Source organism: Pseudomonas sp. ADAK7, from assembly GCF_012935675.1.
In the GTDB taxonomy this organism is placed as follows: domain Bacteria; phylum Pseudomonadota; class Gammaproteobacteria; order Pseudomonadales; family Pseudomonadaceae; genus Aquipseudomonas.
Genome location: NZ_CP052861.1, coordinates 830,145 through 849,567, shown reverse-complemented (window position 1 = coordinate 849,567; position 19,423 = coordinate 830,145). Strand labels below are relative to the sequence as shown.

The following is a 19,423-nucleotide window of genomic DNA, read 5'->3' as shown; positions in this document are numbered from 1 at the left end:
GTATTGACGTTAAGCCCTGTAATGTCTGGCGAGCAGGGCTGACGTCGCCGCCCACAGTTCCTGGCAGGCGGTGACGTTATCCGCTGGAGGCGTAGGCTGTATAGGTTTCGCGTCCTTCACCGAAAAGTAGCCACCCGATGCCGGAGAGAGATCTGAATCGGTAGCCAAGCGGACGATGATGTCCGCACCGCGCTGCGGATCACCGATGCGCAACCCATTTAGAGCCCTGGCCAGCAACGTAGAGAATCCCAGCTCGCGGCCAAACCCCGTGACGTTGAAGCCTGGGTCCAGACAGTTCACCGCAACGCCGGTGTCTTGAAGCTGACGCGCCAGTTCCTGCGAAAACATGATGTCCATCAGCTTGGTTTTCGAATAGCTCTTCGAAGAGCCAAGGCGCGTGAATGGAGCGGTGTCGAAGAGATCTCGTTCCAGATCCAGCCCGCCGCTGCGTCTCGACGCCTCTGAAGCGACAGTGATAATTCGCGAAGGAGCCGACCGAACCAGCGTATCTCGCAAGCCGTTTGTCAGCAGCCAGGGGGCGAGGTAGTTCACCGCGAGCATCTCGGCGTGACCATCAACGGTGACACGCTGCTCAAATGCGTGAATGCCAGCGTTGTTGATCAACACATCAATACGCTCGTATTGCGAAGCGAGTTCAAAGCCGAGCGCCGCAACGGAATCGAGGCTGCTGAAATCCGCGTAATGAACGTCGATACGCGCATCAGGTGCAGCCGCATGAATGCGCTCGCAGGTTGCAGCAGCCTTTGTCTTGTCACGCGCAGTCAGAACGAGATGGGCACCTCGCTTGGCCAACTCGATGGCAGCAAGCTGACCAATTCCGCTGGTGGCGCCTGTAAGGACAATGGTGACGTTGGTATTCATTGTGTTTTTTCACTGTCCGCGAAGGCATTTAATGGATTAAAGTCCACTATAATCTCGAATGCATATTTGTCCATGAACAAACCGCCGACAGGCTTTCGCAGGCAGAAACGGGAAAAGACGGGAATGGAACCACCAAAAAACAAATCGCTCACTCAGCCCGCTCACGATCGAGAGCTTCTGGTTCTCGCTCTGGGTGAACAGTTCAGTGCGCTGCTGAGTGCCTCGCGTGCCCTGACGGTCGCGACATCAGCCGAATTTCACCCAGAGTTGCCACCCGCAGCGTTCCATATCGCGCACTGGCTGCACGCGTTCGGGCCGGCGAAGGTAAGTGGTGTCGCCGAGGCTGTAGCGATGGATCGCAGCGCGACGAGCAGGTTGACGGCGAGACTCATCCACTTGGGACTGGTAGAGGCGCAACCGGATCCTTCGGATGGTCGAGGCACCCTTTTGAATGTGAGCCATCAAGGCCGTGCCAGAATCCGCCAGGCCATTGCTCACAAAGGCGACGATTTTCGGCAGCGTATCGACGGCTGGAACGATGAGGACCTGGAACAACTGACGCAATTGCTGCGTCGATTCAACAGAATGTCAGCGTGACGGAATAAAAAAGGCGGTGAAGGATCACTTGCACCGCCCTACCCCATCGAAGGGAAATGTTGCTCTTCTATAAAACATGCCGTTGGAAGAGAACGACATGTACACGCAACACTTGTAAAAGCGCTGCCTGTCAGTTACAGCGGCCCGTCACACTCGACCGGTCCACCGAATACATTTTTGATACCTGAATATCTGCCCTGAAGCGCCCTCGATCAAGAAACTAAAACAACGCCAGTTGGTAATTGATAATCACGCGATTTTCGTCTTGCTGACGAGCGTTGGGGATGTTGTTACGCACCATTGCATTTTTCCACATCACGCCAAAGCCTTTTAACGGGCCCGATTGCACGACATAGGCCAACGTAATATCACGTTCCCATTCGCTGGAATTGCTGGAAGCAACAGTATTAATATCATCCCCCTTGACATACACAACACCCGCTGTGGCTCCTGGCAAACCCACTTTTGCGAAGTCAAAAGAATAACGGGCTTGCCATGACTTTTCGCCGGCACGAACAAATTTCTGAACCTGCATTTCAGTAATGGTATAGGTGGTTGGGCCATCGCCCTGGTTTAAATACGGGAAGTCGCTTTTACCATTGCTGACTTCATAACCTGCTCCAAAGGTATGGCCCGCGACGGCGTAGGTAAATAGTCCACTGAACAGATTATTATCGACCTCCCCTTTTAATGTATTTCCACCGTAGTAGCCTGTCGTGAAATACGCAGGATCATGGCCGTTTGCGTCATCATTTTTGCTATTAAAATATCGAACATCACTGGTCAGCACCCCGGGACCGATTGCCCAGTTGTGAATGAGCCCCAAGAAGTTTTGCTTATAAAAATCTTTCAGATTGCCGTAATAGTATTGCAAGGTTAGATCTTTGGTCAGCTTATAATCGCCACCGGCGTAGATGAATTTATTACTGAAGCGACCTGTGACCGCATTGTTCGCACCCGCGATGGACATATTTTCATTGTTGCTGGAGTTACGCCCCTTCACCTCGTCGATTTGGCCGCCCACCAAGGTCAGGTCTTTGATATCTGCCGAAGTAACCTGGGTTCCTTGCCAGGTTTGTGGCAATAACCGTCCGTCATTGCTGAAGATCACTGGCAGTTTTGGAACCAGGGTTCCGAGTTTCAGTTCGGTCTTGGATATTTTTACCTTGCCGGTCAACCCGAGGTTGGAGACATCGTCAACCGCATGATCGTCGTCGCTTGGAAACACGATGCCGCCGTAGTTTGTCCCCGTTGGGTTGCCATGCTTGCCAGCACTTGAATCCAGTCTGACACCCAACATGCCTAACGCATCAACCCCGAAGCCTACGGGCCCGGGGGTGTAACCCGATATGAACTCTAGTTGAAAGGCTTGTCCCCATTCAGCTTGATAGCTCTGGTTGGCGGCTTTCTGAGCGGGTGTCGCTGAATCTCGGTAATCGCTATTGATATAGAAGTTACGCAGTTTAAGCGCCGCTTTACTGTCATCGATGAAACCCGCCGCATGGGCTTGCTGCGCCAATACACACATGGCGACTGCAACAGTCAAAGTACATTTCATTTATTCACACCAAAGTTGAGATTATTATTGTTGTATAAACTACATAGTAACTTTTCAGGCGCAAGTATTCACATGAGCTGCACTTTCATGCAGCAAAGAGTTAATGTGGAGAGTAAAAACCCGAATTAATCAGCTTTCAGCTGCGCATTCCATGTAGCCGGCGTACCCAGTTCAGAATCGACCAGCTGATTTTCGAATCGATTGCGTTCATCGATGGCACTGACCGAGCGATCGGTAATAGAGAACCAAAAGATACCGACAAATGCTACGGCCATGGAAAACAAGGCTGGATATTCGTATGGGAACCAGGCTTGCGAATTATGGAGGATCTTGACCCACACGGTCGGGCTAAGAATGCATAGGGTAATGGCTGATACGAGCCCCAGCGATCCGCCAATCACGGCGCCACGTGTCGTCAGGCCCTTCCAGTAAATCGACAATAACAGCACGGGGAAATTGGAACTTGCGGCGATGGAGAACGTTAAGCTCACAATAAATGCGATGTTCTGTTTTTCAAAAGCAATGGCCAATAGAATCGACAGCACACCCAACACTATGGTTGTAACGCGAGAGACGCGCATCTCTTCACGGTCGCTGGCGGTGCCTCGGCGCAAGGCATGTGCATAGAGGTCATGTGAAACAGCAGACGAGCCTGCAAGGGTGAGCCCTGCCACTACCGCCAATATCGTCGAGAACGACACAGCACACATGAATCCCAGGAAAACATTACCGCCAACGTTGTGTGCGAGGTGAATCGCAACCATGTTAACTCCGCCTAATATGCCACCTGATGCATCGTGATAATCGGGATTGCTGGCAACCAGGGCGATAGTGCCGAAGCCAATGATAACGATCAGGGCATAACCGATGCCGACCAGACCTGTGGCATAAAGAATACTTTGGCGCGCGGCCTTGACGTTACCGACAGTGAAAAACCGCATGAGAATATGTGGAAGGCCTGCCGTGCCGAAAACTAATGCCAATCCTAGGGAAATCGCAGACACCGGGTCGGTAATCAGGCCACCTGGACTCATGATTGCGATATGGGAAGGATGCACTTGGGTCGCTTGAGTAAACAGGTGGTTCAGGCTGAATCCGAATTGCGACAGCACCATGAAAGCCATGAACACGCAGCCGGTCAGCAGTAATACGGCCTTGATAATCTGAATCCAGGTGGTTGCTAACATCCCACCAAAGAAAACATAAATCACCATAAGCGTGCCCACTAGAAGCACCGCTGCGGTGTAATCGAAACCAAACAGCAACTCAACCAGTTTTCCGGCACCTACCAGTTGAGAAACCAGGTAAAGCAATACGATCACAATGGAACTGGAGGCCGAGAATGCTCGTATGGGGCGCTGCTTTAGCCGATAGGACAGTACGTCTGCCAGGGTGTACCTCCCCAGATTTCGCAATGGCTCCGCAATCAGAAACAGAATGATTGGCCAACTGGCAAGGAAGCCGATCGAGTAAATCAGCCCATCAAATCCACTGGTGAAAACCAAGGCAGAGATACCTAGCAAAGACGCCGCAGACATATAGTCGCCCGCGATAGCCCACCCATTCTGGAAGCCGGTAATTTTTCCTCCTGCGGCATAGTGATCCGCGACGCTATTGTTTTTGCGTGCCGCCCACCGTGTGACGAACAGAGTGAAAATAACGAATGCCAAAAACATGCCGATGGCAATGGGATTATGTTTTTGTACGGCGCCAGGGACGTCGGCCGCGTATACCGTTACCGAAGCAAGCATGGCGTAGATTGCAATAAGTAGACGCTTCATTTGTTGAAGCTCCTGATAATTGTTTTTAGTTTAGGGTCGTAGCAGGTGTTAGTGCGCCAGACATAGACAGCAACGAGGAGAATCGTGAAAGCGAGCATTCCAAAACCGATTGGCACGCCCCACGTCATCGGCTGCCCTTCTGTGATAGGCGTACCCAAACGGGCAGGTATAAAGGCCAGGGAAAGAATAAAACCAAAATAGACGGCGAGCATAAGTGCCGTCATGCTCCACGAAAATAGTCGGCGCTGTTTTACCAAAGCACGAAACTCCGGATTTTCGAGAATCGGGTTTTGAATAGTATCGTCAACCTGCTCAGCGGGCATGGTCGGGCCACCGTCTTGCGGATATGCATGTTCCATGGTGATCTCCTGCAAATGGCTTTTGGCTGAATTAAAACTTCACGGGCACTGCAGTCTCACGCATCACGGCTTCCGGGGTCCGGTACAACTCCGCCATTTCACGCTCTTCCTCGCTGCTCAGTTGCGCCTGCATATACGCGCCAAGATGCCTGGCGTGCTGAACAATCGACGCCCCGAAACGACTGCGTTGCTCGCTATAGTCCGCTAATGCCACTTCAACGGATGCATGTCGCTCCAGTGCCTCTACGATTGCCAAAGCATCACCGGCGGCCTTGGTAACCCCCATCCCGCAATGGGGACGCGCCACAAATGCCGCGTCGCCGAGCAATGCGATACGTCCGAAATTCATCTTCGGTACTTCTAGATCGTAAATTGGCTGGAATAACGGCTGAGCAGCTTTCTTGACGACTTCGGCAAACTGCGGAGCCAGTAATGTCTCTGCGGACTTGTACATATTGTCGAGCACGTCACGGCGTATCAGCGCCGGAGGAATACCACCTTCAAATTGTTTACCGCTTTCATCCCTCAGCAAATCCTTCAAGTCATCGTCACCGCTGGTGCGGTACCACACAAAGTTGTAACGGCGCTCGCCGACCAGAGTGCTGTTGGAATGCCCGGCGACTGGATACCCCAGTATCTGTTCATGCGGGGGCAAACAAAATGCGAATTTATCGAAAAGTGCGGCGTGGGCAGCATCAGACAGAGCACTTTCATCGACTAACCCGCGCCATGCGATATAGCCGGCATATTGCAGGTGCACATCGGGTAAAAAATGTTGGCGAATCGTCGACCGAAACCCATCAGCCGCAATAATGACGTCTGCTTGATGAGTCGTCCCATCGGCCAATGTAACGCTGGCATGGGTTTCAGTACTTTCGACCGACACCACACTGCCACCGCAGCGATACAGCGAGTCTGGGAATGCAGAGCGAAGCACTTGGTACATCTTCCCCCATGCAGTTAGCGTTTGTGGGAGTGCGTTCTCAAGTACGACATCGCCGTCCTGGGCCAAAGTGACGCGCGAAAGCACATCAATACCCACAGATGCGTCGAGGGGAATTCCCGCTGCGGCCATCGCTTCGAACAATTCAGGATGTGTAACGATCCCCGCGCCTCGTCCAGCGAGTTCATCCGGAACGCGTTCAAAGACCTCAACGTCCCAGCCTTTGCGCAACAGCATATTTGCTGCAAACAGGCCGCCCAGCGAGCCGCCCACGACAATGGCGCGGGACTTGGTCAAGGAACTCATCATGGCTGCTCTCCCACAGTCGCAGCGGCATGGGAGGCGTAAGAACCCACCGCATCGATCTCGGAGGCCGGGAAATTAAGCTCGATGGTGACACCTGACGGATCTTCGATGAACACCTGATGCAGGCCAAGACTCGGAACGGTGCGATCACGCCACGCAATCCCTTCGGCTTTGAAGACGTTCCAGAACTCGACCAGGCCGGTGACCAGAAAAGCAATGTGATCAACGGTTCCAGTGCCTGTGAGCGGGATTTCTTTGTCGCCCAGGTATTTCTTCAGGCCTTCAGGGTTGGAAGGATCAACCCCGATAATGTGGACCGTGCCGAAGTCCTTCTCATCTCCTCCCATGTACAACCAAACGCCAGGAAAATCGAATGGCGGCCGGTAGCCAGGAGTAAAACCGAGCACCCTTTCATAAAATCGGCTGGACTTCTCCAGGTCGAACGACCGTATCGAGTAATGAGCGAGCTTCACGACTTGCATGGTGCCTCCAACAGTTTTTTGTATTTATTTATCAGTTGATAAACAATACGACCTGACGAAATCGAAGTAAATAGATGGAGGATCAAATTTTTGAGGACAAGCTTGAACCACGATGTGGCGTCGCCCACAGAGATCGGGCTTCAGGCGTTGGGAAAGGGCTTTTCAGCACAGGATGGTGCGCGTGCGCCCTTCAGCACCCGTTCAGTTGAAGGCTGAAACAGGTGATGAGTGGTCGACAAAAAAGAGGGGCAAAACAGGAGATCAGGAGGCAGGAAACGGCGAATCGAAGCCGATCAATTCAAGCGAGGCTTCCCACCGAGATCGTTATCGACTTGCTGCAGTACGTGAGGACTGCCGTTAAGGAACGCATCGACCATTTGCTCGATCAGTGCATCAATGTCTTCAGTCACTGGAAGATCGTAAATCCATTTGCGCACACCGATATAGAAAATGCTGGCATGCAGACTCCAGATCAGTTCGAGCTCTTTTTCATTGATCGTTTCACCTGAGGACGGCGCCAATCCATGAGCGTGGCGGATTTCTGCAATGACAGGAATGAATACCCGCTCACGCAACTTAGCCAGATACCGATCATTGATACCTTCACGTGTCAGCCCGGCAAATACGAAGATACGAATCCACTCTCGGCGCAGAATCACACGAGCATATGAGGTGTAGAAATGCACCAGGCGAGACTGGAGGGGCTCGGATCGATCCTTGATCATCGACTCCCACGAAGAATCCCACTGATACACCTCGTCGTACACGCGGTCTATGAGTGCCTCTTTGCTGGGGAAATATCGATAGAGTAAAGGTTGGGTAATGTCCAATTGTCGCGCCAGCTCACGGGTACTGCCCGAGAATCCGCACGTCGCAAAATGCTCAATAGCTTTCTGCACGATTTGCTTTTCTCTGACCTCGGGCGAAAGGCGCCGAGTCGTCGGTTTCGCTGATTTTCTCGATTCGTTCCCGTCGCTATCTTTTGAGTCTTGCATAACGCCTCGCTGGAGCTTCATTGAGGCATCATACAAAACAAAAGAATGTACTGGCTATGAACCCCACCTATTTGTCCAGACGGCTTTCAATATCCTTCTTGAACAAGGCGGGTCGGCTTAAGTAATGCCCCATGGCCAACACTTCCATTTGGCCATCGATCTCCAGCGCAAATGCCGGAAAGCCGCGCGCATTCAGAGCTTCAAGCATCCCGTTGCTGCGGTCGATGTGGTCCTGCAATGAGTCTGCAGTGATCGCATCAAAAGTTGCCATAAACACTTCGGGCTCATACCCAAGCTCATCGGCAATTCCAGCGATTACCCTTCGGTCAGCAATGGCCTGGCCTTCTTGGTAGTAGGCAAATTGCAGGCGTTTGAGCATTTCGATGCCGCGTCCGGAAAGCTGTTGAGCGGTCAACATCGCTGCAATCGGTGGTGAAGAGTCCAGTTGGACATTTTCATGTTCCAGTACGCCTTGAACATAGGCGTCCGCGAAGGTTTGTTTGCTGAATGCAGTAATCCGGGCTTCGTGAGGACGAACAAAATCGCGCCACTCACCCGACATCAACTTGCTTTTGTCCCCCGAGAGCATGCCCACGCCATGAGCCTGTATTTCCAGACCAGGAATCGCGGTGGCCGCCGTGATCATCGGCGCCGCGCCATAGCACCAGCCACAGAACGGGTCGTAGATGTAATGCAATGTCGCAGTGCTCATTCAATTCTCCGGGGATCTGCCGTGCCCACACGGCGAAAGGGGTTTGTTTCGTCAAGTGCTCGAAAACAACAATGAAGCGATCAGCTCTCGACTAAGCCTTCAGGCCCTAGCAATTCGCTAATGAAATCGATAAACGCATTGACGCGCTTGGAGCCACGATGATTGGGAAGATACAGCGCAGAAATGGCCGAACTGGCCTCGTTCGGATTGATAACAAAAGGCTCAAACAATGAAGTCAAATCACCGCTGCCGATATCGTCGTTGACGAGCCAGTCAGGTAACAAAGCCACCCCGCCACCCGCCAGCGCAACTTCACGCAAAACTTCCGCATTGTTACTTTTGAAGCGGCCCTCAATCGGAACTCGAGTCTCCTCACCTTCCTTTAAGAAAGTCCACACCTGTTGCTTTGGGCCATAACTGAAAAGCAAGCACTCGTGCTGCATGAGGTCCATGGGATGTTCAGGAAAACCATGTGTATCCAGGTACTCGGCGCTGGCCACCACCCGGCGTCTGAAATGACCGACGGGACGACTGACGACACCATCCATGACTGCTGCCGACCCCAATCGGATCGCAAGATCGACGCGCTCCCCCAGTAATTCAACGATGTCGTCGGAGAGCGTCATGTCCAACACAAGTTGAGGGTAACGCTTCAACAGCGAGGCAATATGAGGCGCAATCAGACGGCGCCCAAGCGCTACAGGCACGGAAATACGAAGATGCCCTGCAGGGAGCTCCCCGCGGTCAGTGACCGAGGCATCCGCCTCGGCAACAGCATTCAGTACCTCCCGCGCTTTCAAGTAGTAGGCGGCCCCGGCATCTGATAATGAGATTTGACGCGTGGATCGATTAAGCAGGACAGCGCCCAGTTCCGCCTCAAGCCCATCGATCATCCGAGTAACAGAAGACGTCGCCAGGCCTAACTGTCGAGCGGCAGAAGAAAAGCCCTTCGAATCCACAGCCTGGACGAACATCTTCAATGCGAGCAACTTGTCCATGACACTCCTTGCCTCAGCCGTTGTTCATCTAGCGCATTGCGCCAATTCGGGTCCGACGAGAAACCACCGAGAAGACGACTAGAGCGATCAATGACAATGCGCTTCCCGCCGCAGCAATCGCCAGCCACCCGGCGTGTTCATAAAGCGAACTGGCCACCGAAGAACCCATTGCGCCGCCAATAAAGATACTGATCATGTACAACGCATTCAGGCGGCCTCTGTTGGCAGTGCCCAGGGCATAGACAGCTCGCTGGCCCAGCACCATGTTCATTTGCACAGCAAAATCCAGCGCTACACCGGTGACCGCTAACCCAATCACACCGTAAAAGGGATTGATGAAGGCAGGAAGGAAACTCAATACTCCCAGCACCATGGCCAGCTGGGACGCTCGTCGGGTATGCCCTGCATCAGCAAGTCGGCCACTGATAGGCGCGGCAATGGCACCGATGGCGCCAACCAGAGAGAAAATCGCAATCTGACTTTGCGTGAGGCCGAACTCACGACTCAATATCAGCGGCACGGCGGTCCAGAACAAACTGAACGCCGCAAACATCAGCCCTTGATAGAGCGCGCGATGACGCAATACAGGCTCACGGCAAAACAGTTCGCCGAGGGACTTCAGCAATTGACCGTAAGACGCGCGATGGGTCGGCTGCCATTTGGGCATGGTCATGCCAATCACGATAGAGATAACGAGCATCAAGGCAGCGGCGCCAATAAATACGGCCCGCCAGCCCAAATGATCGGCAACCAGACTCGACAGCGGACGCGCAAGCAGAATCCCCAGCAGCAATCCCCCCATAATCCCGCCAACCACCCGGCCGCGAGACTCCTCCGGTGCCAGATGTGCGGCCAATGGGATAAGCATTTGCACGGAGACTGAGCTGAAACCGATGAGCGCCGATACCACCAGAAATACACTCGGCTGCTTGGATAAACCGGCGGCGATCAGGCTGAAGATCGTAATCACGATCGTCGTGATCATCAGCCGGCGGTTTTCTACCAAGTCCGCCAAGGGCACCAGGAAAAACAATCCGAGCGCATAACCAATCTGGGTCAGCGAAACAATGAAGCTCGCGCTTCCATTCGACATGCCAATATCCGGGGCGATCAAGCTAATAATCGGTTGTGCGTAATAGATGTTGGCCACGATGGCACCACAACAAAAAGCAAACAGAAGCACCAGCCCCTTCGTCATCGATGCTTTTTGTACCGTCGCTGCTGTATCACTTGTAGAAACGCCCATGTCATAGACTCCTGAGGTTCGACAGCGGTGACTCTCCGTTGAAGGTCACTTGCATTCATGTTTGCCAGGCCAACAACATAGGCGGCACTGCACCTCGAGAGAATATGGACAGGACGCAACGTCGCGTTGCGTCGTGCGCAAGATACCCGCGCTCAGTGAACGACCCCGCTTGATTCAATGAAGAGGAGTTGATCGAGTCACTCATTGTTGGCCACTCCTACTTTTTGAAATCGATACCTGCCCGCGTGGGGTGAAACCTCCATCTATGGCCGAGCATCGACAAGCGGTTTCCGCTGGGCGTAGACTACTATTGATCAGTCGATCATTAAAGACTCTTTTCATAAAAATGGAGAGCCGAGCTTCAACCAAAAACACCCCCTACTTTTATGCCGCGCTGAGCCAATTGGCTCAAGGTAAAAATGGGTGGGTCACAATAAAATCTCTTGAGTGAGGCGAAACTCATCGTGACGCTTAATCTTCGTAGCAAAGTCATCCTTCTGGCGATTATCCCCGGCCTTTTACTGGCGTCGATGATCAGCGGCACCACCTTTTGGGTTTTGCAAAAGCTGGCGTCCGAGGAGGTTGCGCAGACGCGCGAGCTCCTGATCAACGAGCGAAAAACGTCACTGAAGCACTATATGGAAATTGCCCAAGCTTCGATTCAGTCGATATATGACGCTTCCCGCTATGGAGATCTGGAGGCTCGCGATCAGGCCGTGAAAATTTTGCGAACGCTGAGTTTCGATAAACAAAACTATTTTTACGGCTATGACTCCACGTCTGTTCGAGTGTTCTCTGCAAACCTGAACACCGATATCGGCAAGAGTTTTGTCGATAGCAAAGATGCCAACGGCGTGTATGTCATTCGCGGGCTGGTTGAAGCAGCCAAGACCGGCACTCATTTTTTTCGCTACGATTGGCAGACGCCCATCAGCCCTAAACCTACGCCCAAGCTCGGTTACACCGTTTACCTGGACAAGTGGGATCTGATCTTGGGCACCCAAGTAAATCTGGACGATCTTGAAGTTCAGGTGCAGGCCATCGCCAGTGAGCGCTATACGCGGATCGGCCAGTACACGTCATACATACTCACCCTTGCTTTTTGCGTGTTGCTACTCGTAGCGCTGATCGCCATTTGGCTTGGCAACAGCATTGTGAAACCAGTGCTGGTCATCAAAAAGAACCTGGACGACATTGCCGCTGGAAATGGAGACCTGACACACCGTTTGCCGATTTCAAGCAACGATGAGCTGGGCGATTTGGCTCACTCGTTCAACTTCTTTGTGGAAAAAATCCATAGCCTTGTGCGACAGATTGCCGAGATGACCGGGCAATTATCCGAACTGGTCGAAGATATGGCGGCCCAAGCACAAAGGTCGGAGCAGGCCATGGATCGTCAGCGCCACGAGACAGATCAGGTAGCGACCGCCATTCATGAAATGTCCACGGCTGCGCAGCAGGTTTCCGTCAGCGCCCAAGGTGCTTCACACGCAGCGCGAGAAACCAGCGATGTAGGTGGGCAGGCAAGAGATGTCGTCAACAAGAGCATCGATAGCATTCATTCATTGATTGAAGAAATCGGGCAAAGCAGTTCGTCTCTCGACAGCCTGAACAAGGATGTGCAGTTGATTGTTGGCGTAGTAGACGTCATCCGCTCTATCGCAGAACAAACCAATCTATTGGCATTGAACGCTGCCATTGAAGCCGCAAGGGCCGGCGATGCAGGACGTGGATTTGCAGTGGTCGCGGACGAAGTTCGAGCCCTGGCCAGCCGTACGCAAAAGAGCACTCAGGAAATCCATGGGATGATCAGTCTGCTTCAAAAAGGCACTCAAGACGCCATGGTCACAATGAGCCGCTCCAGCGAATCAGGGAAACTAACGGGTGAGCTGGCAAATCAGGCAGGATTGTCTCTGGATGCCATCAGCCGACTCATTTATACAATTAATGACATGAATGCTCAGATCGCCAGCGCTTCCGAAGAACAGACCGCCGTCGCCGAGGAAGTAAACCGCAGCATGACTCACATCTCCCAGGCGGCTGACGTAGTCGCCGGGGACGCAAAAAATGGCGCGCAAGCCTCTAGAAATCTCACTGACCTAGGCAACCGGCTGGGCCGTTTGGTTGGACAGTTTCGGATTTAGATGTGAGCCTTTGAATTAGTTTGCGGATTTAAGGCGGGTTTCTCCATCCTAACGGAATAAGCGAAAAAGACTCCGTGACGTTTCACCGGCGACTCTCAGTGGTGCTTTCCCAACAAGCAAGATGATCAGCATGTGGACGTGAAAGTGGTGAGCAAACAGGTCGGCGATCGCCAGGCCCGATTCAAAAACCGCAAGGCCCTGTCACGACGGCGTCACGACGACACGCTGGTGCTGGCCGACGGCCAGAACGGTGACTGGACGCCGCATGATCAACGCCGCACGGGCGCGACCATGATGCAGGCTTTGGGGGTCAGCCTGGACGTCATCGATCGTTGCCAAAACCATGTGCTAGCGGGTTCTCGCGTCAGGCGCCACTACCTGCATCACGATTATGCCGAAGAAAAGAAACGCGCCTGGAACCTGTTGGGCGATCGGCTCAGTGCCGTGCTGTCCTCAGCCTACGAGCACCCACCGACCGAGTCGGTGATGTTTTTTCCAGCATCCGCCGTCACTGGATCCCTGCCGCCTTCATAGGTCAGATTCATCAATACTGAATTGACCTAGCTTACTGAGACAGACACGAAGGGCCTGTGGTGTCCGGTTATTGTCGGTGCTCAGCGGTAGCTTTCGGCCGATTCTGGTGAAAAAGCCGGGGTAGTCACAGCAGTCGAGTTTGAGGCTAGAAATGCATCATTTACGCGCTCGTATGAAAAAGCTGACACGGTTCGTCACTCAAAACCCGGCAGATTTCAATCTCCATTGCGTCATTTTTCACGGCGACGATTTCGGCGTAATTTTCAACAGGGTCGGCCAAAAGCGCAGTCAGAAAAATCAAAAACCATATTCGCCACGCTACAGCCTGTGAAGCGATCTGGCTGCACCTTTGCCATATTCATTACCGTGTTATAAAACTAGAACACGTTAGGTGCCCGTTCGAGTTCACGCTTCCAAAGATCGTTACTGGCCTGATACTCATTCCCCCCTCACATCATCGCACCTCAGCAAACACCTCCCCTAACCAGTCCACAAACACCCGCACCCGTGGCGACATGTGGCGGTTGTGCGGGTAAAGCACCGAAACTGGCATAGGCGGCGGTGGCAGGTCAGTCAGAATCTCTTTCACCAGCCCTTGGACAATCTGCGTTTCTATTCGGTAATGCGGGCACTGAATGATGCCGAGCCCGGCAATCGCCGATGCCGCGTAGATCTCTGCGCCGAATACTGACAGTGCGCCCTCGATGAGCACTTCCTTCAGCTCGCCGTGGACCATGAATTCAAACGGAAACAGCTTGGCCGTGGTGCGCGAAACGTAGTTCACCGCGCGGTGATGACTCAGGTCGGCGAGGCTTTGGGGTTCGCCGTACTTGCGTAAATATGCCGGGCTGGCGCAGGTAATCTGCCGCAGGTTGGCCACGCGTTTGCCGATCAATGCCGAGTCCCCCAAAGTGCCGGCGCGCAACACGCAATCGACGCCTTCGGCGATCAGGTCGACAAAACGGTCGGCTTCGCTGATTGACAATTCAATGTCTGGATAACGGGCCATGAATTGTGGCAATGCTGGGATCACAAAATGCTTGGCCAGCGTGCCATGCAAGTCCACGCGCAACCGCCCCTTCGGCGCCACACTGCGAAACGCCAACTCGGCTTCTTCCAGTTCCGCCAGCAACTGCACGCAACGCTGGTAATACGCCTCGCCGTCCAGCGTCGGCTGCACCTTGCGCGTGCTGCGTTCCAGCAAACGCGTGCCGAGCCAAGCTTCGAACTGGTTCAGCGTGTGGGTCAGAGTCGCCCGCGGCAGATGCAGGTCCTCAGCCGCGAGAGTGAAGCTGCTGCGCTCATAAATCCGCACAAACACCTTCATTGCTTTGACTTGATCCACGGCCAACTCCAGGCGTTCGATTGTTGGTGTTTTTTGAACAGTAAAGCCAACTTTCGTGCATTTATCGCCCTGAGTAAACATGTGAATCTGGCTTCACCCCATAAAAACCACTTCCCAGGAATCATCATGACGGCTCAAACATCGAAAGTTGCAATCGTCACCGGCGCCTCCCGCGGCATCGGTGCGGTAATCGCAAAACACCTGGCCAGCGAAGGCTTCGCTGTCGTCGTCAACTATGCCAACAGCGCCACCGAGGCCTCGAAGCTGGTGGTCGAATTGCGTCAGGCTGGGCATCAAGCCATAGCGGTCAAGGCCGACGTGGCAAGTGCCGATGACGTACGCCGACTGTTCGACGAAACCGAGGCACAGCTTGGAACAGTGAGTGTGCTGGTAAACAACGCCGGCATCCTCAAGGTCATGCCGCTGGCGCAACACACGGACGAACTGTTCGACCAGAACTTCAACATCCACGCTCGCGGCACTTTCAATACCCTGCGCGAAGCAGCGACCCGCTTGAATGCCGGTGGGCGAATCATCAACTTTTCCAGCAGCACCGTCGGCATGAACCTGCCGGGCTACGCGGCGTACATAGCGAGCAAGGCGGCGGTGGAATCACTGACCCAAGTCTTCGCCAAGGAAATGCGCGGTCGTAACATCACCGTCAACGCCGTGGCACCAGGCCCGGTCGCTACTGACCTGTTCCTGCATGGCAAGAGCGAAGAACAGATCCAGACTTTCGCCAAGATGTCTCCGCTTGAGCGTCTGGCTCAGCCAGAAGACATTTCCCGGGTGGTTTCCTTCTTGGCTGGCCCTGATTCGGCCTGGGTCAATGGGCAAATCCTGCGCGTCAACGGCGGCCTCGTTTGAGCCGTTCCATCGACCTTGAAAGGAGTGATGATCATGAGCCATCCAGGCAACACCACCGCTCGCACCGGGCAATCGAAACTGATGTTCACGCTATTTACCGCTGTCGCTGCCGCCACCGCCGCACTGGCGGCAGGTTCCAGCTTGCTGCTGAGCCTGCCGGTCTGGGCGATGTTCGTCGGTTGGGTCGCATTCTTCAGCCGCGGGTTGACCTTGCGCGATGGCTTGGTGAACCTCGGTTGTGTGCTGATGGGCATCGTCTTCGGCATGGGCGCGGCGCTGAGCATCGGTGCCCTGTCCCCCACCTTCGGCCTGTTTGCTCTGCCCATCGTGGTGTTTGTCGTGGCGATGGTCGTGGTGTCACTGCGGGCCACCCGGACGATGAACAATATCGTCGCCTACTTCCTCGGCCTGATCGCTTACTTCGCCGCGCACCTGGCACCGTCCCTGGAAAGCTTCTTTGAACTGGGCGGCGCCGCCAGCCTCGGCTCCTTTGCCGGCTGGTTGTCCCATGCCATACAACGACGACTTTCCCGTAACGCCTGAAACCACCCTCACTGTGCAGGAGATCAATACCATGAAATCCGTCATTCTAATTACCGGTGCCTCAAGCGGTTTTGGTGCACTGACTGCCCGCGCACTCGCCGACGCTGGCCATACAGTCTATGCCAGCATGCGTGAAACCCTGAGCCGCAACGCGTCACAAGTGGCTCAAGTACAGCAGTACGCCGACCAGCATCAGGTCGACCTGCGTAGCGTCGAACTGGACGTCGCTTCAAGTCAATCGGTCGAGGCCGGCGTTGCGAAAATCATTGCGGATTGCGGTCGGCTGGACGTGATCGTTCATAACGCCGGGCACATGTCCTTCGGCCCCGCCGAGGCTTTTACGCCTGAGCAGTTCGCCCAGCTCTACGACATCAACGTATTGAGCACTCAGCGGGTCAACCGCGCCGCACTGCCGCAATTGCGCAAGCAGGGTCGAGGGCTCGTGGTTTGGGTTTCGTCCAGCAGTGCACGCGGCGGTACTCCGCCTTATCTGGCACCGTATTTCGCGGCCAAGGCAGCGATGGATTCGCTCGCGGTGTCCTACGCCAGTGAGTTGGCGCGCTGGGGTGTGGAAACCTCGATCATCGTGCCGGGCGCCTTCACCAAGGGCACCAATCACTTCGTACATTCCGGCTCGCCCGCCGACCAGGCCCGCGCCGCCGAATACAATGAGGGTCCTTACGCCGGTGTACCGGATCAGGCACTCAAAGGTCTGGCGGCCCTGGAGCCGGAGGACGCGGATGTCGGTGAGGTAGCTAACGCCATCGTCGAAATCGTCGACATGCCCTTCGGCAGCCGCCCGTTCCGCCGCCATATCGACCCGTCCGAGGACGGTGCCGAAATCGTCAACGCTATGGGCGACCGGGTGCGGGCTGAAATGTTCCGCCGCATCGGCCTGGAAGACCTGCTCAAGGCCGCTATTCGCTAAAGCAATCCTACCCATTAAGCGGCCCAAGAACTCCTTGGGCCGTCATCATCGCCATCGATCGTATTGGTGCGCCACGCACTACCTTACGCCTGTCTTCAATCGGCGAGCGGCACTGATGGCATATTCAAGTGCCTGTTCGACATCCTCGAGATCAGCAGATTGAACGTGTCCGACGATATCGCGCAAATCCGAAGGATTGCAGACCGACTTTGGATCACCGGGACGACCCACTCCGCCTAATATAGGGGCCGCCGTCCATTCAGTGTTTACGGTTGCGAGTAACGCACAGGATAGTGAGGCAAGGCGATGCTCATTCGCCAAGTCGATCCCAGAAGAGTTCGAGCGATCTACACCATACAAATTCCTTGGCAACGAAATTTTCGGATGAGGAAGACCATAAGCCCCATCCTCAAATGCCATCGCATCCACCGTCAGTACCGGATCGGCAACCAATTCCTGGACAGTGATCGAATGGTCAGCGATGCGGTTGACAAATGACGTATTGGCGCCGTTTTCGAGTAGACGCCGAACCAGATACGCCAAGAGAGTTTCATGAGTTCCTACGGGGGCATAAACGCGGCAGGGCCTGTTCAGTTTCCCTTCGGACGCCTTACCGACGACCTGTTCATAGAGCGGCTCGCCCATGCCATGAAGGCATTGGAACTCATATTGCCCCGGGTAGTAGTTCTGGCCAGCGATGTGGTAAATCGCTGATAGCGTATGGGCATCGTGCGTTGCGAACTGCGGATAGATTGCCTCGGGAACAGCCAGCAGTTTGCGTGCGCAGGCAATATAGGAAACATCGGTGTACACCTTGCGGGTATAGACCGGATATCCCTCCAACCCCTCCACTTGGGCACGCTTGATTTCACTGTCCCAGTAAGCGCCCTTGACCAGCCGGATCATCAGGCGATGACGGCTTCTGCGTGCCAGATCGATCACACAGTCGATCACATAAGGGCAGCGTTTCTGATATGCCTGAATGACAAAACCTATGCCATTCCAGCCTGACAGCTCGGGTTCGAAGCAAAGCCGCTCGAGCAGATCGAGCGACAGCTCCAGACGATCAGCCTCCTCGGCGTCGATGTTCAAGCCGATGTCGTAGCGCTTGGCCAACAACGTCAATGAAAGCAGGCGCGGATAAAGCTCAGCCATCACTCGATCGTATTGCGCGCGACTGTAGCGCGGGTGCAGCGCCGAAAGCTTGATGGAGATTCCTGGCCCTTCATAGATTCCCCGCCCGTGAGAAGCCTTACCGATGGCCTGGATGGCCTGAGTGTAGGACGCCAGGTACTTTTGTGCGTCGTGCTCGGTCAAGGCGGCTTCGCCCAGCATGTCGTAAGAATAGCGAAAGCCTTTGGACTCGAATCGGGTCGCATTGGCCAGCGCTTGGGCAATGGTTTCGCCAGTGACAAACTGCTCGCCCATGACCCGCATAGCCATGTCCACGCCTTTGCGAATCAGCGGTTCTCCGCCTTTGCCGATAATGCGCGTGAGCGTTGAAGTCATGCCGGTTTCGCTGTGGGTGGAAACCAGTTTCCCAGTCAACAATAGTCCCCATGTCGCCGCGTTCACGAACAATGAGCCGCTTTTACCAATATGCGTCTGCCAGTTGCCATTGCTGACTTTGTCGCGGATCAAAGCATCTCGCGTGCCCTTATCTGGAATGCGCAGAAGCGCTTCGGCAAGGCACATCAGGGCGACGCCTTCCTGCGATGAAAGCGAGAACTCCTGAAGCAAGCCTTGAACAAGTCCCGCTCTACCGCTGGCGTTTTTCTGATTGCGCAGCTTCTCGGCGATGCCGGAGGCTAGTTTAATAGTCGATGAAGCCATCTCTTCAGATAATCGTGCCTGTTCCAACAGCATCGGCACCATCTCTTCTTCCGGCCGTCGATAGGCTGAAGTGATCGCCGCTCTGAGCACCGACTGCGGATGGATATTTTCCGCCAGATCCAGAAAAGGCTGACAAGCCGACTCCACCGGCAGCTCACCTTGTTCTTCCGGACCGCCGAGGTTGGTGCCGACCAACTCATCCAGCGTGGCTCCACCTTCGAGCTTCTCCAAACAATTGAAGAGTGCCTGCTTGATCAACCAATGCGGAGTTCGATCAATCGATGCGGCCGCAGTTTTGAGACGTTCACGGGTCAGGTCGTCGAGTTTCACGCCGAGGGTAGTCGCCATTATAAAAGCTCAGCCAAGGAAA

Annotated in this window: 16 protein-coding genes and 3 pseudogenes; 7 read left to right on the top strand and 12 right to left on the bottom strand. The window is 54.3% G+C overall.

Annotated features, from left to right (window positions below; all coding sequences use genetic code 11):
- Positions 1-9 precede the first annotated feature (9 nt).
- Positions 10-882 carry an SDR family NAD(P)-dependent oxidoreductase gene (locus HKK53_RS03840; protein ID WP_169369611.1) on the bottom strand — a complete coding sequence of 291 codons (873 nt, stop codon included), beginning with the start codon at positions 880-882 and terminating at the stop codon, positions 10-12.
- A gap of 72 nt (positions 883-954) precedes the next feature.
- Between HKK53_RS03840 and HKK53_RS03835 the strand changes: the two genes are divergently transcribed.
- On the top strand, positions 955-1,479 hold the full coding sequence (locus HKK53_RS03835) for a MarR family winged helix-turn-helix transcriptional regulator (RefSeq protein ID WP_202027633.1): 525 nt from the start codon (positions 955-957) through the stop codon (positions 1,477-1,479).
- A 220-nt stretch (positions 1,480-1,699) separates the two neighbouring features.
- On the opposite strand, the gene HKK53_RS03830 is transcribed toward HKK53_RS03835, so the two are convergent.
- The 9 genes from HKK53_RS03830 to HKK53_RS03790 all read right to left on the bottom strand — a co-directional run bounded on the left by HKK53_RS03830 (position 1,700) and on the right by HKK53_RS03790 (position 10,859).
- Entirely contained in the window at positions 1,700-3,037 is a 1,338-nt protein-coding gene (locus HKK53_RS03830; protein WP_169369610.1) for an OprD family porin, read from the bottom strand.
- Positions 3,038-3,162: 125 nt separating this feature from the next.
- A complete protein-coding gene (locus HKK53_RS03825) occupies positions 3,163-4,818 on the bottom strand; it encodes a cation acetate symporter (RefSeq protein WP_169369609.1) in 1,656 nt (551 codons plus the stop codon).
- Complete coding sequence (locus HKK53_RS03820) at positions 4,815-5,177, bottom strand: DUF485 domain-containing protein (RefSeq protein WP_169369608.1); 363 nt, start codon at positions 5,175-5,177, stop codon at positions 4,815-4,817. The genes HKK53_RS03825 and HKK53_RS03820 overlap by 4 nt, the downstream gene beginning before the upstream one ends.
- 31 nt (positions 5,178-5,208) lie before the next feature.
- Positions 5,209-6,429: an FAD binding domain-containing protein gene (locus HKK53_RS03815; protein ID WP_169369607.1), complete on the bottom strand. Its 1,221-nt coding sequence runs from the start codon at positions 6,427-6,429 to the stop codon at positions 5,209-5,211.
- Positions 6,426-6,908 carry a VOC family protein gene (locus HKK53_RS03810; protein ID WP_169369606.1) on the bottom strand — a complete coding sequence of 161 codons (483 nt, stop codon included), beginning with the start codon at positions 6,906-6,908 and terminating at the stop codon, positions 6,426-6,428. The genes HKK53_RS03815 and HKK53_RS03810 overlap by 4 nt, the downstream gene beginning before the upstream one ends.
- A 293-nt stretch (positions 6,909-7,201) precedes the next feature.
- Positions 7,202-7,903 carry a TetR/AcrR family transcriptional regulator gene (locus HKK53_RS03805; RefSeq protein ID WP_169369605.1) on the bottom strand — a complete coding sequence of 234 codons (702 nt, stop codon included), beginning with the start codon at positions 7,901-7,903 and terminating at the stop codon, positions 7,202-7,204.
- 67 nt (positions 7,904-7,970) lie between these two features.
- Positions 7,971-8,615 (bottom strand): DsbA family protein, encoded by a 645-nt coding sequence (locus HKK53_RS03800; protein ID WP_169369604.1) that lies wholly within the window; start codon positions 8,613-8,615, stop codon positions 7,971-7,973.
- Between the two features lie 80 nt (positions 8,616-8,695).
- Entirely contained in the window at positions 8,696-9,613 is a 918-nt protein-coding gene (locus HKK53_RS03795; protein WP_169369603.1) for a LysR family transcriptional regulator, read from the bottom strand.
- Positions 9,614-9,641: 28 nt separating this feature from the next.
- Entirely contained in the window at positions 9,642-10,859 is a 1,218-nt protein-coding gene (locus HKK53_RS03790; RefSeq protein ID WP_169369602.1) for an MFS transporter, read from the bottom strand.
- 530 nt (positions 10,860-11,389) lie between these two features.
- Between HKK53_RS03790 and HKK53_RS32935 the strand changes: the two are divergent.
- From HKK53_RS32935 to HKK53_RS03780, 3 genes and pseudogenes are all read left to right on the top strand, one after another.
- Positions 11,390-12,097, top strand: a pseudogene (locus HKK53_RS32935) (cache domain-containing protein); the annotation flags it as partial.
- A gap of 84 nt (positions 12,098-12,181) precedes the next feature.
- On the top strand, positions 12,182-13,003 hold the full coding sequence (locus tag HKK53_RS32930) for a methyl-accepting chemotaxis protein (RefSeq protein ID WP_442962286.1): 822 nt from the start codon (positions 12,182-12,184) through the stop codon (positions 13,001-13,003).
- Positions 13,004-13,087: 84 nt separating this feature from the next.
- Positions 13,088-13,537, top strand: a pseudogene (locus tag HKK53_RS03780) (site-specific integrase); the annotation flags it as partial.
- Between the two features lie 454 nt (positions 13,538-13,991).
- On the opposite strand, the gene HKK53_RS03775 reads toward HKK53_RS03780, so the two are convergent.
- Positions 13,992-14,882, bottom strand: coding sequence for a LysR family transcriptional regulator (locus HKK53_RS03775; RefSeq protein WP_169369596.1), 891 nt, complete (start codon positions 14,880-14,882; stop codon positions 13,992-13,994).
- A 126-nt stretch (positions 14,883-15,008) separates the two neighbouring features.
- On the opposite strand from HKK53_RS03775, the gene HKK53_RS03770 reads away from it, so the two are divergent.
- From HKK53_RS03770 to HKK53_RS03760, 3 genes are read left to right on the top strand one after another with little or no spacing between them, the layout of a single operon-like run.
- Positions 15,009-15,749: an SDR family oxidoreductase gene (locus HKK53_RS03770; RefSeq protein WP_169369594.1), complete on the top strand. Its 741-nt coding sequence runs from the start codon at positions 15,009-15,011 to the stop codon at positions 15,747-15,749.
- Between the two features lie 33 nt (positions 15,750-15,782).
- Positions 15,783-16,292 carry a DUF1097 domain-containing protein gene (locus tag HKK53_RS03765; protein ID WP_169369592.1) on the top strand — a complete coding sequence of 170 codons (510 nt, stop codon included), beginning with the start codon at positions 15,783-15,785 and terminating at the stop codon, positions 16,290-16,292.
- A gap of 31 nt (positions 16,293-16,323) precedes the next feature.
- Complete coding sequence (locus HKK53_RS03760; RefSeq protein ID WP_169369590.1) at positions 16,324-17,220, top strand: SDR family oxidoreductase; 897 nt, start codon at positions 16,324-16,326, stop codon at positions 17,218-17,220.
- A gap of 95 nt (positions 17,221-17,315) precedes the next feature.
- On the opposite strand, the pseudogene HKK53_RS03755 reads toward HKK53_RS03760, so the two are convergent.
- A pseudogene (locus tag HKK53_RS03755) lies at positions 17,316-19,404 on the bottom strand (proline dehydrogenase family protein); the annotation flags it as partial.
- Positions 19,405-19,423: the final 19 nt, after the last annotated feature.